Genomic DNA, 14,196 nt, shown 5'->3' with positions numbered 1-14,196 from the left:
GCGCATGTCTCGTCTTTATAATCCAAAATTTACCATCCATGGAAATTTCGGATACACGCTCGCGCCGTGGTGAACACGGCTTCGCTTCGCACGGCGCAACTCCATCCGTGGAGTTGCTTGAGACTGATTCTTAGATAATCACATTAATATTCCTCTTGTTCATCGCGGTGACATAACTTGCTTCCATTGCGGACATGAGTGAAGAAATCCGTTTTCCTCCTTAAAAATTCTCAATTTTGTGTCTTTTCATACAAAAAACTTGATTAAAAACAGCTTTTTCCCTAAGTTAACTTTTGTAAGGTTTTTAACAATAAAAGATCGTTGAAAACACGCCTAATGTTTAGTAATATTTAACTTTATTCAGTCTCATGATCGCAGTTAACCGATGATTTCCTTTTATCTTGACTAAGCCCTAGTCCTTAGTTAGTATTTAAATTTATTCGGGAATCGGCTTGTGCCCTTTTCCGGATGAATGAACAAGAAAATTTTTTAAACGGAGAGGGTTTATGAAGAAGTTCCTTACGTTCCTGCTTGTCATGGTCTCCGCAGTCTTCCTTATGACCGCTTGCAGCCAGAAGGCTGAAGAAAAAGCGGCGGAAGCTCCCGCGGAAAACGCAACTGAGGCTGCGGCTCCCGCTGCTTCAACAGAGCCGATCAAAATAGGTGTTGCCGGCGCACATTCCGGTGACCTCGCGTCCTATGGTCTTCCCACTGTCAACGCTGTTAAGCTTTATGTTGACGAAGTCAACAAAAACGGCGGTATCGACGGAAGACAGGTCGAGCTTTACATCGAAGATGATGTTTGCAAACCTGAAGTTGCGACAAACACAGCAAGCAAGCTTGTTTCCGACAAAGTTGTAGCCGTTATCGGCCACATATGCTCAGGTGCCACAAAAGCGGCTCTCGGTATATATAAAGATGCAAACATCCTTGTTATATCACCCTCAGCTACAAACCCCGCGCTCACTCAGAGCGGCGAATACCCTAACTTCCTCCGCACCATCGCTCCCGATGACGCTCAGGCAAGACTTGAGGTTGATTTCGCTCTCAACACTCTTAATATTAAAAAATTCGCAGTTCTTCACGATAAAGGCGACTACGGCAAAGGTCTTGCAGAGTTCGCAAAATCCTTCCTTGACAATTCCTCCGTTGAGGGTGTCAGCGTTGTCCTTTACGAAGGCGTGACCCCCGGCGCGGTTGACTACTCCGCAGTGGTTCAGAAAATCGCCCGTTCAGGCGCAGAGGCGGTTATCTTCGGCGGATACCACCCCGAAGCTTCCAAAATCGTTACTCAGATGCGCAAAAAACAGATCAACATTCCCTTCATCTCTGATGACGGCGTGAAAGATGACACATTCATAAAAGTTGCGGGCGAATTTGCCGAAGGCGTTTACGCCACAGGTCCCAGAGACACTTCAACAAATCCCCTCAACATAAAAGCTGTCGAAGAGCATAAAGCTGCTTTTCAGGCTGACCCCGGCGCTTTCTTCATCAACGGATACTCTGCTGCCATGGCTATTCTCAACGCCATCGACAAGGCTGATTCCACAGACTATGAGGCAGTAAGCAAGGCTCTCAGAACTGAGTATGTTGAAACTCCCCTCGGAAGCATAAGCTTTGACGAAAGAGGCGACGCGATAGGCGTTGGTTTCTCCATGTATCAGGTTCAGAACGGCGCTTACGTCGAACTTAAATAACATTTCCAAATACACATTCAGGGGGTGCTTTCTTTCAGCGCCCCCTTTCCATTTCAGGGCAAATAACAGGAGCAGTCACGGATAATGGATTATTTTCTTCAGCTATTTTTAAGCGGCCTCACAAGAGGCAGCATCTATGCGCTTATCGCTTTGGGCTACACCATGGTTTACGGCATCATCCAGCTGATAAACTTCGCCCACGGGGAAATTTATATGATAGGCGCGTTCACGGCACTTATTGTCGCCAGCGTTTTGGGTATCATGGGCTTCAGCGGTCTCAGCATACTCATTCTGGCGGGAATAGCGGCGGTTATTTATTCATCCGCCTACGGTTACACTATGGAAAAGATCGCTTACAGACCTCTGAGAAATGCACCGAGGCTTTCCCCTCTGATCAGCGCGATAGGAATGTCTATATTCCTCCAGAACTATGTACTTCTTGCACAGACATCAGACTTCCTCCCCTTTCCGGCGCTTATACCGGAATTTGAATTTATCAAACCTGTATCGCATATAATGAGTTCCGCGGAGCTTGTTATCATCCTCAGCAGTGCGGTGATAATGGTTCTGCTGACTCTGTTCATAAAGTTTACCAGAATGGGCAAAGCAATGAGAGCCACGGCTCAGGACAAAAAAATGGCGCTTCTTGTGGGAATAGACGTTGATAAGGTCATTTCCATGACATTCATCATAGGCTCCTCCCTTGCGGCGTTAGGCGGAATCCTCATCGCCTCCCACATAGGGCAGATAAACTTTTACATAGGCTTCATTGCGGGGATCAAGGCGTTTACCGCGGCAGTTCTCGGCGGCATAGGCAGCATTCCGGGCGCGGTTCTCGGCGCTCTTATCCTCGGCTGGACGGAGAGCTTCGCAACAGGCTACGTTTCCAGCGACTATGAAGATGTTTTCGCTTTCGCCCTGCTTGTTCTGATCCTTATTTTCAGACCTGCGGGCATTCTCGGCAAATCCACGGCTCAGAAGGTGTAGCATGCTGAATGAGCTGAAAAAATCGTTTGTAACCGCCTTATGGTTCATGTTTCTCACATTCCCCATAATGGTGATTAAGGTTAACACTGTTCATAATACCATTGTCTGGCGCTGGAACAATCTGCTCTATATAGGAATAGGCGCATTTTTCGGTTCCATGCTGTGGCGCTGGCTGCATTATAAAAAGACCCACATCAGCGAAAGAAACATCAGGGCAAGGCTGAAAAACGGACTCCAGAACACCCTTGTGGACAACAAGAAGGTTCTGTATCCTCTGATTGCCGCCGCGGTGGTGTTTACCTTCGCATTCCCTCATATGTCCAACACGTATCAGGTCAATATCATGACCACGGCGCTTATGTACGTTGTTCTCGGTCTCGGTCTTAACATAGTCGTCGGGCTTGCCGGTCTTCTTGACCTAGGCTATGTGGCGTTTTACGCCGTGGGAGCTTACAGCTACGCCCTTCTGAACCATCACTTCGGTCTGGGCTTCTGGGCGGTGCTGCCCATAGGCGGAGCCCTTGCCATGATGTTCGGGATAGTCCTCGGCTTCCCTGTGCTCAGGCTCAGGGGCGATTATCTGGCGATAGTTACTCTGGGCTTCGGAGAGATTATCCGCCTCGTGCTTGAAAACTGGAACGACTTCTCTTTCGGTCCCAGCGGCATAGCAGGCATAGACAGACCGGCATTCTTCGGGCTTAAACTTAATCTCTCCCAGTCAATGACAGCGCTTTACTATCTTGTTCTTGTTCTGGCGGTGATCACTATTTTCTGTGTCAGCAGACTCCAGAACTCCCGTATAGGCAGGGCATGGCTTGCTCTCCGTGAGGATGAGATAGCTTGTCAGGCTATGGGCATAGACAAAACAAAGACAAAGCTCACCGCTTTTGCCCTCGGCGCAACGTGGGCGGGCTTCATGGGCGTTGTGTTCGCGGCGAAGACCACATTCGTCAACCCTGCGAGCTTCACCTTTCTTGAGTCTGCGATCATTCTCGCCATTGTTGTTCTCGGCGGTATGGGCTCAATCCTCGGCGTAATTCTTGCAGCGCTTATACTCATACTCCTTCCTGAGTATCTCAGGGCGTTTTCCGAGCTGCGTATGCTTATTTTCGGCGGGTCGATGGTGCTCATGATGGTGTTCAGACCTCAGGGACTCATCAGCAACGTGCGGCGGAAATATTTATTCGACAAAATGAATTTCGGGGGGGAGAAAGCAAATGAAGCAAAATAACACCAGCCTTCCCGTTCTTGAGGTGAAGGGGCTTACCATGGATTTCGGCGGTTTAAGAGCCGTTGACCATGTTGATATGGAGATACAGAACGGTGAGATAGTCGCTCTCATCGGTCCCAACGGAGCCGGAAAAACCACTTTTTTCAACTGCATTACAGGTATATACAACCCCTCTGACGGGGATATAGTCGTCCACACCAAGTTCGGCGAAAAAAGAGTAAACGGTAAGAAACCCAATCAGGTAACTGAGCTGGGGCTTGCGAGAACCTTCCAGAACATCAGACTTTTTCCTAATATGACCGTTCTTGAGAACGTCATGATCGGCAGACACTGCCGCACAAAGGCGAAAGTAATAGGCGCACTCCTGCGCGATCCCCGCACCAGAAGGGAGGAAAAGAACGCTGCGTCGGTAAGCTATGCTATTCTGGAGAAAATAGGTCTCACAAGTCTCGCCAACGAAATGGCGAGCAATCTTCCCTACGGCGCTCAGCGCAGGCTTGAGATTGCCCGCGCACTTGCCACCGATCCTGTTCTTCTTCTTCTTGATGAACCGGCAGCCGGCATGAACCCGCAGGAAACCGAAGATCTCACAGGACTCATCCGAGAGATCAGGGATAAGGATAAAATATCTATTCTGCTTATAGAACATGACATGAAACTGGTCATGAACCTTTCCGACAGGATATATGTCATGGATCACGGGCAGAGAATTGCCGCAGGAACTCCTCTTGAGATAAAGAACAATCCCGAAGTCATCAAAGCCTATCTTGGGGAGGACGCCGATGCTTGAGATTAACGGCATAAGCACTTACTACGGCAATATTCAGGCGCTCCATGATGTTTCGCTTAAAATAAACGAAGGCGAGATCATAACGCTTATCGGAGCGAACGGAGCAGGGAAGACCACCACTCTTCTCTCTGTAAGCGGTATAGTTCAGCCCAAGTCGGGCGAAATCCTTTTCAAGGGTGAGCCGATACACAGGATGAAGCCGGATAAAATCGTTAAAATGGGCATCTGTCAGGTTCCTGAGGGAAGACATATTTTCCCCTACCTCACGGTGTCTGAAAACCTTGACCTCGGTGCTTTTCTCAGAAAAGACAGGGAAGGGATAAAGAAGGATCTTGAACAGGTGTACGACCTTTTCCCCAGACTGGCGGAAAGAAGACACCAGCAGGGCGGAACCCTCAGCGGCGGTGAACAGCAGATGCTCGCCATCTCCCGCGCGCTTATGGCAAGACCCCGTCTTCTGCTTCTGGATGAACCCTCGCTGGGGCTTGCTCCGCTGATAGTTCAGCAGATTTTTGAGATTATCAGGAAAATAAAAGAGGAAAGCGGGACGACAATCTTCCTTGTTGAGCAGAACGCTAACCTTGCCCTCAAGGTAGCCGACAGAGGCTATGTTATGGAGACGGGCAGGGTGACAATGGAAGACAAGGCATCTAACCTGCTTTCCAACGAAGACGTTAAAAAAGCCTATCTTGGGATCTGATATAAGGTGATGATGAAGAAAAAGCATTTTCTACTGCTTTTACTGGTGTTTGTGATAACGGGGTGTCTCGGCGGACGCCCCGCGCCCTACAGCGGCGGCGGACGTGTTGACGCATCGGACATTGAGAGGATGAAGTACTCCATTCAGGTCGGTGCTTTCGGAAGCGTGACCAACGCGGCAAACTATACGGATAAGCTCAATGCCGCCGGTGTGGATGCTTATTTCTTCCTCGATGATTCAGGACTTTACAAAGTCCGCATTGGTGATTTTCCCTCATATGACAGGGCGGTGAGATACGCCGTAAACCTGCGCACCAGAAACCAGATAGACGATTACTTCATTATCCGTCCCGAAGACTATGACTACAACTTCCGCCCGGAAGACCTTGAACGGAAGGGAATCAGGACAAACCTTGTGAAAACCGCCCACAAATACATCGGCGTGCCTTACAGATGGGGCGGTGAAAGCGCTTCCGGCGGGTTTGACTGCTCAGGGCTCACCATGGTTGTCTACAAGCTCAACGGACTGAATCTTCCCCGCAATTCCAGAGCTCAGTTTGACCATGGAAAATTCGTCCTCAAGAGCGAACTTAAGCCCGGCGACTTAGTATTCTTCGCTACAGGCAGGGCGAAAAGGGTTTCTCACGTTGGTATCTACATAGGCTCGGGCAAATTCATACACGCACCCGGACGGGGGCGTAATGTCACCGTCGCGGACCTCAATGATTCATACTTTGTCCGCACTTATATGGGCGCGCGCAAATATATCTGAACATTCGTTCTGTCAGCAAAATCTTCCCCTTAAACTGGCACCGTCTTTGTTATTAGTAAACGCAAGAGGTGGCGCATGAGAAATATTTTCAGCATGTCTAACGTTGATAAGCTTTCCTACGGCATGGACACCGCGTCCGTTAAGAATAACGTGATAGCGGAAAACATAGCCAATGTCGATACCCCGACATACAAGGCAAGCAAGCTGGAATTTGACGAGGTTATGCAGGATTTTCTCGGAACAGGGAAAAAACTTCCACTCGCTCAAACTCATGCAAAGCATTTCTCAACAGGCGGTTTCAGCGGAGTTCCCGCCGATTATGTACGGTTTCAGAACAACCCCTCTCTCCGCAATGACGGCAACGATGTGAATCTCGACTATGAAATGAGTGAAATGGCGGCAAACTCGGTGCTTTATCAGGAACTCAGCCAGATAACGGCAGGCACTTTCACCAAACTTAAAACAGCTATACAGGGCAGGTAACGGATAGATGAGCTTTACACATGTAATGGATGTTTCCGCGACGGGGCTTTCCGCGCAGAGAATAAGAATAGGCGCCATATCCTCAAACCTTGCAAACGCCCAGACCACAAGAACTGCGGACGGCGGTCCCTACCAGCGTAAAGACGTTGTGTTTGAACAGGTTATGAAGGGCGAATACGCAGGCGGCGTGCGCGTCCAGAGAGTTATAGACGACGAAAAACCGCCCACTCTGAAATATGAGCCCGACCATCCTGACGCAAATGAGGAAGGCTACGTGGCATACCCGAACGTTAACCCCATCGAAGAGATGGTGAATATGCTCGAAGCTTCCAAGAGCTACGAAGCAAACGCCACAGTCTTTGAAACAGCCAAGCAGCTGGCTCTGAGAGCGCTGGAGATAGGCAGGGCTTAAGTTTGAGATAGCATTTTGCCGGACTCAGGGCAATTTGGCAGTCTCAGGAAGGATAAATCCCCCTCATTCCCCCTTTGAAAAGGGGGAGGTTGTTGCGGGAAGAGCACTCCTCTTTAATAAAGAGGGGCAGGGGAGATTTAAAGAATTATTATGCCCTTTGAATTTGGAGCCCAGACGGTTCCACGGAAGGAACCGCGCCGTGCGAAGCGAAGGTTTGCTTTGCAAACCGCGAGCGTGTGGAACAATCCGGCATGATGCGCGGATTGTTCTTATAAAGTTAGATAAAGGTTGTAAAATACCCCTGATATACTATATATTCAGTTAGGGAGACACTAAATATGGCAGAGATCAATAACATTAATTTCCTTTTGCCGAATAAGCTTGAAGACAGTTCCTCCTCCAAGCCTGCGGGCACACAGAGCGAATCGGGCGCAGACTTTTCCGCCCTGCTCAAGGATGCCCTCAGCAGCGTTAACGACGCTCAGCTTGAGGCGAATGAGGCTGTGCAGAAAGTACTCAGCGGCGAAACGAAGGACATTCATTCCACTATGATTGCTCTCCAGAAAGCAGATGTTTCCCTCAAACTCATGCTCGAGGTTAAGAATAAAATCGTTGAAGCTTACCAAGAGGTTATGAGAACTCAAGTATAGTATTAGGGGCAAATGGCACTTCAAGACGTCGTAACTCAGTTTAAAGATATTTTTGAGAAACTGACTCTTGTTCAGAAAATTTCCATCGGCGCCGCGCTTACTGCGGTGCTTGTTACTCTGGGTGTCCTTCTCGTCTGGGCAAACAGACCCGTCTACAAAACCCTTTATGCCAACATGAATGCGGACGATGCCCCTTTGGTTATAGAAAAACTCAAGGAAGGTAACGTTCCATACAGGCTTAAAGAAGGCGGGGGCACGGTGGAAGTTCCGCAGGAGCTGGTTTATGACACGAGGCTGGAACTCGCCCGTGAAGGTTTGCCCAAGGGCGGCGGAGCAGGGTTTGAGCTTTTCGATAAATCATCCTACGGAATGACCGAGTTTCTTCAGGATGTCAACTATCAGAGAGCCCTTCAGGGCGAACTCGCCAGAACAATAAGCAGTCTCAATGAGATAGAAGAGGCGAGGGTACACCTTACCATCCCCAAAAACAGGCTTTTCATATCCGAAGAGGAATCAGCCAAGGCGGCTGTGGTGCTCAAACTCAGGAGAGGAGCCGAACTGAACCGTGAGCAGGTTAAAGCTATAGGCTCTCTCGTTTCCGGTTCCGTAAAAGGGCTGACTACAGACAGCGTGCAGATTGTGGATACCACGGGCAGGCTTCTCAGCGAATTTATGGACGAAGAAAATTCCCCTGTTATGATGACCCAGACCCAGCTTGAATATCAGAAAAGGATAGAGCGTGAACTTGAGTCCAAGCTTTACGGCATTCTCGGCAGAGCCATCGGAGAAACCGGCGCTGTGGCAAAGGTCACAGCCGAAATAGATTTCTCCAAAAGGGAAACCAGCAGGGAAGAGTTCGGACGTGAACCTGTAATCCGCTCATCCGAAAACATAGAGACAATAAGCTCAAACTCGCCGGAAGGACCTCAGGGAGTTCCGGGGGTTGAATCAAACCTAGCCGAGCCGCAGGTGCTCGGCGGCAATTCAAACTCATCCTACGAACACACGGAAGAAAGATCGAACTTTGAAATAGATAAAACAGTTACCAAGGAAGTAAAGGCCTTCGGGACAATTAAGAAAATCTCTGTCGCCGTTGTTGTGGACAATAAAAATATTTTCCGCAGAGACAACGCCACAGGGGATCAGGTAACCGAGAGCGTGCCGCGGACGCCTGAAGAGCTCACATCCATCCGAAACCTTGTCGCCACAGCCGTAGGCTTTGATCAGACAAGGGGTGATCAGGTGGAAGTGACAAACATATCGTTTGATACATCTTCACAGCAGCAGGAGCAGCTTCTGCTCCAGAGAGAGAAAACAGTGGAACTCATAACTATAGCATCCAAATATGCCCTTGCGGTTATTATTCTGCTTCTGTTTTATTTTGCCGTGGTCAGGCGAATCCTCAAGAAACTGGACAAAACCGTCACCTACAACGACGACGGAACGATTACCGTGTCCTCAGCGCTTGATTCCGTGGATGTAACTCTTAAGGACAGCTCCGGATTCCCCAAAACTCTTGAAGAACTTGAAAGAGAAGTCGAGCAGGAGCTTGACGAAAGCATACCAATGAACACTGACGCCGTTAAGTCCAAGGTAATGCTTAAGAAGATAGAAGAATTCTGCGAAGAGGATCCCGAAGGCGCGGCGAATATCATAAAATCAATGTTGAAAGGTTAATATGAGTCTTTCCAGTTCAGGCATCAAAAAGGCCGCAGCGGTGCTCATCGCCCTCGGCGAGGAAATTTCCTCTTCTATTTTCGCTCATCTTGATGATGACGAGGTGCAGGAGATCTCAAAAGAGATCGCCATGACCAAGATCATCCCTCCTGAGGAGATGGATGAAACGATAGAAGAATTCTACAACATGATGCTTGCGAAGAAATTCATCGCCAAAGGCGGTCTGGAGTACGCGAAAAGCGTTCTTGTTAAGTCTCTTGGTCCTGAGCGCGCAAGGAAGATTATAGATCGCCTCACTAAAATGATGGAGCAGTCAAGCGGCTTTGAATTCCTTACCAAAATAGACCCCAAGCAGCTTGCTAAATTCATCCAGACAGAGCACCCGCAGACAATTGCTCTCATACTTGCCCACCTTGACCCCAGCCACGCGGCGGAGTCACTGGCGCAGCTCCCCGAGGAGCTTAAGGCTGAGATAACGCTGAGAATAGCAAATCTTCAGGATATATCACCGACGGTGGTAAAAACCCTTTCCCGAGTCCTTGAGGAAAGGTTTGAATCCCTGTCCTCATACAATGTCGAAGTGGGCGGCGTTAAGTCTGTCGCTGAGATATTCAACCGTATGGACAGAGTGACAAGCAAGGCTACTCTGGAAAAACTGGAGAAGGAAGCGCCGGAGCTTGTTGCCGCCATACGTGACATGATGTTCGTTTTTGAAGACATCAAAGAACTTAATGATGTGGCTATTCAGGAAATACTTAAGAAAGCGGATAAAAAAGCTCTTACTCTTGCCCTCAAGGGCGCAGACGAGGATACCAAGGAACGTTTCTTCAGAAACATGTCCAAACGCGCGGTGGAAACAATGCGCGAAGAGATGGACTACATGGGTCCCGTCAAGCTCAAAGAGGTGGAGAAGGCTCAGCACGAGATTGTCGCCATTGTACGCGAACTCGACGAAGAAGGGGTTATCAACCTCGGCGGCGGAGAGGAAGAGCAGTACGTTTAACAAACCCCACCGGATTGAATTATGTCCAGAAAAATCATCGGCAAAAACAGACAAAAACAGCTCAAAGAAATGGATATTACCAGTTTCGGAGATGTGGAGCGCGGAGAGAAAAGCTTTACGCTTGAAAAGCTTAAGGATACCGTTGCTGTCGGCGGGGAGATCCCGTTTCTTTTTGCCAGCTTCGATACAGCAGTAAATCTCGGCAAAGCCCGCATAGTGGGTGATTCCTCTGTTTTTGTGGATAAGGCGGGCAAGTCTGAACCTGACCCCAAGCCCGAGATGAAGAAGGAGCAGCCTAAAGAGTTCGCCGAAGCAGTCTTCAAGGAAGCTGAAATAAAGGAAGAGCCCCCTGCGATGGATGAGAAGAAATTGCAGGAGCTCCTGAAAGCCGAATATGACAGGGCTTTCAATGACGGCTACAAGAAAGGGATGCTGGAAGCGGCGGAAAATTCCAGAAAGCAGTATAATAAAGAGAAAAGTGACTACATAGAAATGCTTCAGGGTGCCTACAAAGAGGTTATATCCCGCTCGGGTGTGTTCTCCTCCGCAGTAAAGGAGCTGGACAGCGCCCTGCCGGAAATGCTTACTCATTTCCTTGAAACCCTCATAGGCGCGGAAAGAAAAGTGAACGGGCGCCTGATCGTCTCTGTCATTAAAAAGAGTCTGGCAAGCCTGCATGAACTCAGCCGAGTGGTGTTCAGGGTTAATCCGGATGATCTGGAGACGGTTCAGAAGGCTTATCCTGATTACGACTCGGTCGCAGATCCGTCCGTTACTCAGGGCGGACTGAAGATAGAAACAAGCATAGGGGAGATGGACTACACCATCGAAACCATGTTGGAGAACTTTAAGAAGCTGATCTATGAAGAACTTGAATCGACTCAGACAGATAAACGCTAAGGAAGAGATTGTGATCTCCGGCAGGGTGACGAAGATAATCGGACTCACCATAGAGGCTGACGGACCCCTGCTGGGAATCGGCACCAGATGCGCCATAGAAGGCAGCGACGGCAGAACTGTTCTGGCGGAGATAATCGGCTTCAACGACAACAGAATAATCCTTATGCCCTACGGAGACAGCGAAGGCATAGCCCCCGGAAGCAGGGTGCACAATACAGCGCTGGGCAACACCGTAAGAGTCTCCGAAAACATGCTGGGGCGCATACTCAACGGTCTCGGCGAACCCATAGACGGTAAAGGTCCCATACAGGACTATGAGCTGGTAAAGGTCTATTCCTCGCCACCGCTGCCCCTTGAAAGGGAAATCATACGTGAATCAATCTCCACCGGAGTGAAAGCCATAGACGCTCTCATGACCTGCGGTTCAGGGCAGAGGGTTGGCATCTTTGCCGGTTCCGGCGTCGGCAAGTCTGTCCTTCTCGGCATGATAGCCAGAAACACAGAAGCGGATGTCAACGTCATAGCCCTTATCGGCGAACGCGGCAGAGAAGTGCGCGAGTTCGTGGAGAGGGACTTGGGAACAGAAGGACTTGCAAGAAGCGTTGTAATAGTCGCCACCAGCGACCAGTCCGCCCTTGTACGCAAGCTCGGAGCATTTGTCGCCACCGCCGTAGCCGAATATTTCAGGGCAAAGGGCAAAAACGTCATGTTTATGATGGATTCAGTGACAAGGTTCGCAATGGCGCAGAGGGAAATAGGACTCACAGTGGGTGAGCCGCCCACCTCAAAGGGTTACACTCCGTCGGTTTTCGCACTTCTGCCCAAGCTGCTGGAAAGAGCGGGCACAAAGAGAGGCGAAGGGGCTGTCACAGGTCTTTACACCGTTCTTGTGGAGGGTGACGACATGAACGATCCCATAGCGGATTCCGTGCGTTCGATCATTGACGGCCACATAGTTCTGGACAGGCTGCTCGCAGCCCGCAACCACTATCCGGCAATAGATATTCTCATGAGCGCCAGCAGGCTGATGAAGGAGATAATAACAAAAGAGGACTTCGCCTCCGCAGGGCGTTTTCGGGATCTCCTCAGCGCATACCGTGAGGCGGAAGACCTGATCAACATCGGCGCGTATGTGAGGGGCAGTAACCCCAGAATCGATGAGGCAATGGCTAAAATTAATCGCATAAATGAGTTTCTCCGTCAGGGGATAGACGAAAGTTTCACCCATGAGGAAGCCCGTACAAAGCTTAATGAAATAACGGCGGGATGATATGAACGCCAAATTCAAGCTGGAAAAGGTTCTGGAGCACAGAGAGCGGCTTTACGAGTTGGAGAAGAACAAACTCCGTGAGCTCGAAACCAAGCTCCGCACCATCACCGCACAGCTTATGGAGATGCTTGAGACCGAAAAACAGAAGCACGCCGAAAAGGAAGAAGCCAAGCTCAGCGGACAGATGCAGTTTGTGCGCATGTACGATGAATATATCCTCAAGCTTGAAGGGCACAGAAAAACCATGGAGCGTATGGCGCATGATGCCCGCATTGCGGTTGAACGGCAGAAGAAAAAAACCGTGCAGGCTATGAATAATCACAAAATTATGCTGAAGCTCAAGGAAAAGCATGTTAAAGACTATATGGCGTATCTGGACAAGGAAGAAATGAAAATGATAGATGAACTCATAGTTTCAAGGAGCGGCAGAAATGAATAAACTTATTCTCTCGGCACTTTTTATGTGCCTGACTGTGCTTACCGCACAGGCGCAGAGCATTGTGGATATTCAGAGCCTAGCTGCAAGGCTTGAGGCTAAGGAGCAGGAGCTCAGGAAAAAGGAAACAGAGCTGTCAGACAAGGAAAAGCGTCTGAAAGCCCTTGAGGAAGAGCTCATCGCCAAGGAAAACGAGCTCAACGCAATCAAGGACACTATCACCAAAAGACTGAATGAGGTTCAGTCCAGCGAGGACAAAAACCTTGAGGCTCTTGCCAGAATATACTCATCCACCAAGCCCAAGTCAGCGGCGGAAATCTTCGTGAAAATGGACACAGATAAAGCCGTTCAGCTTATCAGAAAGATTCCCCCCATGAACGCAGGCAAGATCATGGCGGCTCTCGGTAAAATTGATGCTGAAAAAGCATCGCAGATAACGGAAAAACTCACTCCTGAAAAGGTAAATCTCGGTCAGTAAATGAAAAACGATATATTAATCCCCGGTATTCTCGAATACATCCGTTCTACAGTCAGAGCGAAAAATGAAGATATGCACGACTATGCCAAAAAACACGATGTTCCTTCCGTCGAACCGGAAACAGGAGAGCTCCTCCGCCTGCTCGCATCCGTGCTTAAACCCGCCTCAGTTCTTGAAATCGGCAGCGGCATAGGTACATCCACCACGTATATAAAACAGGGCTTTCCCAGTGCGAAAATAACCGGAATTGACCACAATCCCAACCGCATAGCCGTGGCGAAAACCCTCTGCATTGAGCTGGAAAATGTGGAATTCATAAGCGAATCCGCAGTCGCGTACCTTAACCGCACAGCAGAAACCTATGACATGGTGTTTATCGACTCCGTAAAAAGAATCTACCCGCTGATGTGGCAGACTGTCAAAAGCAGAGTCAATAAAGGCGGACTTGTAATATTCGATGATGTGCTCCTCTTCGGAATGCTCGCCATGGAAACAGCGGAAGTCTCCAAAAAATACCGCCAAGGACGTGACGAACTCCTCAATTTCATCGAGGAAATAAAAAATGATATGCCAGCTTCGTCTACGTTATTACCTGTTGGCTCCGGCGTTTTGCTGGTGAATTTTTGATTTCCATGGACGGAAATCCCGCCGTGCGCAGCGAAGCCGTGTTTACCACGGCGCGAGCGTGTATTAAAATTTCCACGGAAGGAA

16 protein-coding genes are annotated in these 14,196 nt (G+C 49.2%); all 16 read left to right on the top strand.

The window, feature by feature from the left end; translation table 11 throughout:
* The first annotated feature begins 506 nt into the window (after positions 1-506).
* On the top strand, positions 507-1,697 hold the full coding sequence (locus EP073_RS11815; RefSeq protein ID WP_128467364.1) for a branched-chain amino acid ABC transporter substrate-binding protein: 1,191 nt from the start codon (positions 507-509) through the stop codon (positions 1,695-1,697).
* Positions 1,698-1,781: 84 nt separating this feature from the next.
* On the top strand, positions 1,782-2,684 hold the full coding sequence (locus EP073_RS11810) for a branched-chain amino acid ABC transporter permease (RefSeq protein WP_128467363.1): 903 nt from the start codon (positions 1,782-1,784) through the stop codon (positions 2,682-2,684).
* Position 2,685: 1 nt separating this feature from the next.
* Positions 2,686-3,915, top strand: a complete 1,230-nt coding sequence (locus EP073_RS11805; protein WP_206617469.1) for an ABC transporter permease subunit — start codon at positions 2,686-2,688, stop codon at positions 3,913-3,915.
* Positions 3,902-4,705: an ABC transporter ATP-binding protein gene (locus EP073_RS11800; protein ID WP_128467361.1), complete on the top strand. Its 804-nt coding sequence runs from the start codon at positions 3,902-3,904 to the stop codon at positions 4,703-4,705. Before EP073_RS11805 ends, EP073_RS11800 begins: the two co-directional genes overlap by 14 nt.
* Positions 4,698-5,405, top strand: a complete 708-nt coding sequence (locus EP073_RS11795; protein WP_128467359.1) for an ABC transporter ATP-binding protein — start codon at positions 4,698-4,700, stop codon at positions 5,403-5,405. Before EP073_RS11800 ends, EP073_RS11795 begins: the two co-directional genes overlap by 8 nt.
* A 9-nt stretch (positions 5,406-5,414) precedes the next feature.
* On the top strand, positions 5,415-6,176 hold the full coding sequence (locus tag EP073_RS11790) for a C40 family peptidase (protein WP_206617468.1): 762 nt from the start codon (positions 5,415-5,417) through the stop codon (positions 6,174-6,176).
* Positions 6,177-6,251: 75 nt separating this feature from the next.
* Positions 6,252-6,659, top strand: coding sequence for a flagellar basal body rod protein FlgB (gene flgB / locus EP073_RS11785; protein WP_128467357.1), 408 nt, complete (start codon positions 6,252-6,254; stop codon positions 6,657-6,659).
* Positions 6,660-6,666: 7 nt separating this feature from the next.
* Positions 6,667-7,071, top strand: coding sequence for a flagellar basal body rod protein FlgC (gene flgC, locus EP073_RS11780; protein WP_128467356.1), 405 nt, complete (start codon positions 6,667-6,669; stop codon positions 7,069-7,071).
* Positions 7,072-7,409: 338 nt separating this feature from the next.
* Positions 7,410-7,721 (top strand): flagellar hook-basal body complex protein FliE, encoded by a 312-nt coding sequence (gene fliE, locus EP073_RS11775; protein WP_128467355.1) that lies wholly within the window; start codon positions 7,410-7,412, stop codon positions 7,719-7,721.
* Between the two features lie 12 nt (positions 7,722-7,733).
* Positions 7,734-9,398, top strand: coding sequence for a flagellar basal-body MS-ring/collar protein FliF (gene fliF, locus EP073_RS11770; protein ID WP_128467353.1), 1,665 nt, complete (start codon positions 7,734-7,736; stop codon positions 9,396-9,398).
* A gap of 1 nt (position 9,399) precedes the next feature.
* Positions 9,400-10,401, top strand: coding sequence for a flagellar motor switch protein FliG (gene fliG / locus EP073_RS11765; RefSeq protein WP_128467352.1), 1,002 nt, complete (start codon positions 9,400-9,402; stop codon positions 10,399-10,401).
* Between the two features lie 21 nt (positions 10,402-10,422).
* Positions 10,423-11,301 carry a FliH/SctL family protein gene (locus tag EP073_RS11760; protein ID WP_128467350.1) on the top strand — a complete coding sequence of 293 codons (879 nt, stop codon included), beginning with the start codon at positions 10,423-10,425 and terminating at the stop codon, positions 11,299-11,301.
* Complete coding sequence (gene fliI / locus EP073_RS11755; protein WP_128467348.1) at positions 11,264-12,571, top strand: flagellar protein export ATPase FliI; 1,308 nt, start codon at positions 11,264-11,266, stop codon at positions 12,569-12,571. The genes EP073_RS11760 and fliI overlap by 38 nt, the downstream gene beginning before the upstream one ends.
* Before the next feature lies 1 nt (position 12,572).
* Complete coding sequence (locus tag EP073_RS11750; RefSeq protein ID WP_128467346.1) at positions 12,573-13,010, top strand: flagellar export protein FliJ; 438 nt, start codon at positions 12,573-12,575, stop codon at positions 13,008-13,010.
* Positions 13,003-13,485: a MotE family protein gene (locus tag EP073_RS11745; protein ID WP_128467344.1), complete on the top strand. Its 483-nt coding sequence runs from the start codon at positions 13,003-13,005 to the stop codon at positions 13,483-13,485. The genes EP073_RS11750 and EP073_RS11745 overlap by 8 nt, the downstream gene beginning before the upstream one ends.
* Complete coding sequence (locus tag EP073_RS11740) at positions 13,486-14,112, top strand: O-methyltransferase (protein ID WP_128467343.1); 627 nt, start codon at positions 13,486-13,488, stop codon at positions 14,110-14,112. It abuts the gene before it with no gap.
* Positions 14,113-14,196: the final 84 nt, after the last annotated feature.

The sequence above is a fragment of the Geovibrio thiophilus genome (genome assembly GCF_004087915.1).
Lineage (GTDB): Bacteria > Chrysiogenota > Deferribacteres > Deferribacterales > Geovibrionaceae > Geovibrio > Geovibrio thiophilus.
Note: the sequence above shows the minus strand (reverse complement) of the source record. Positions and strands in the feature narration are given on the sequence as shown.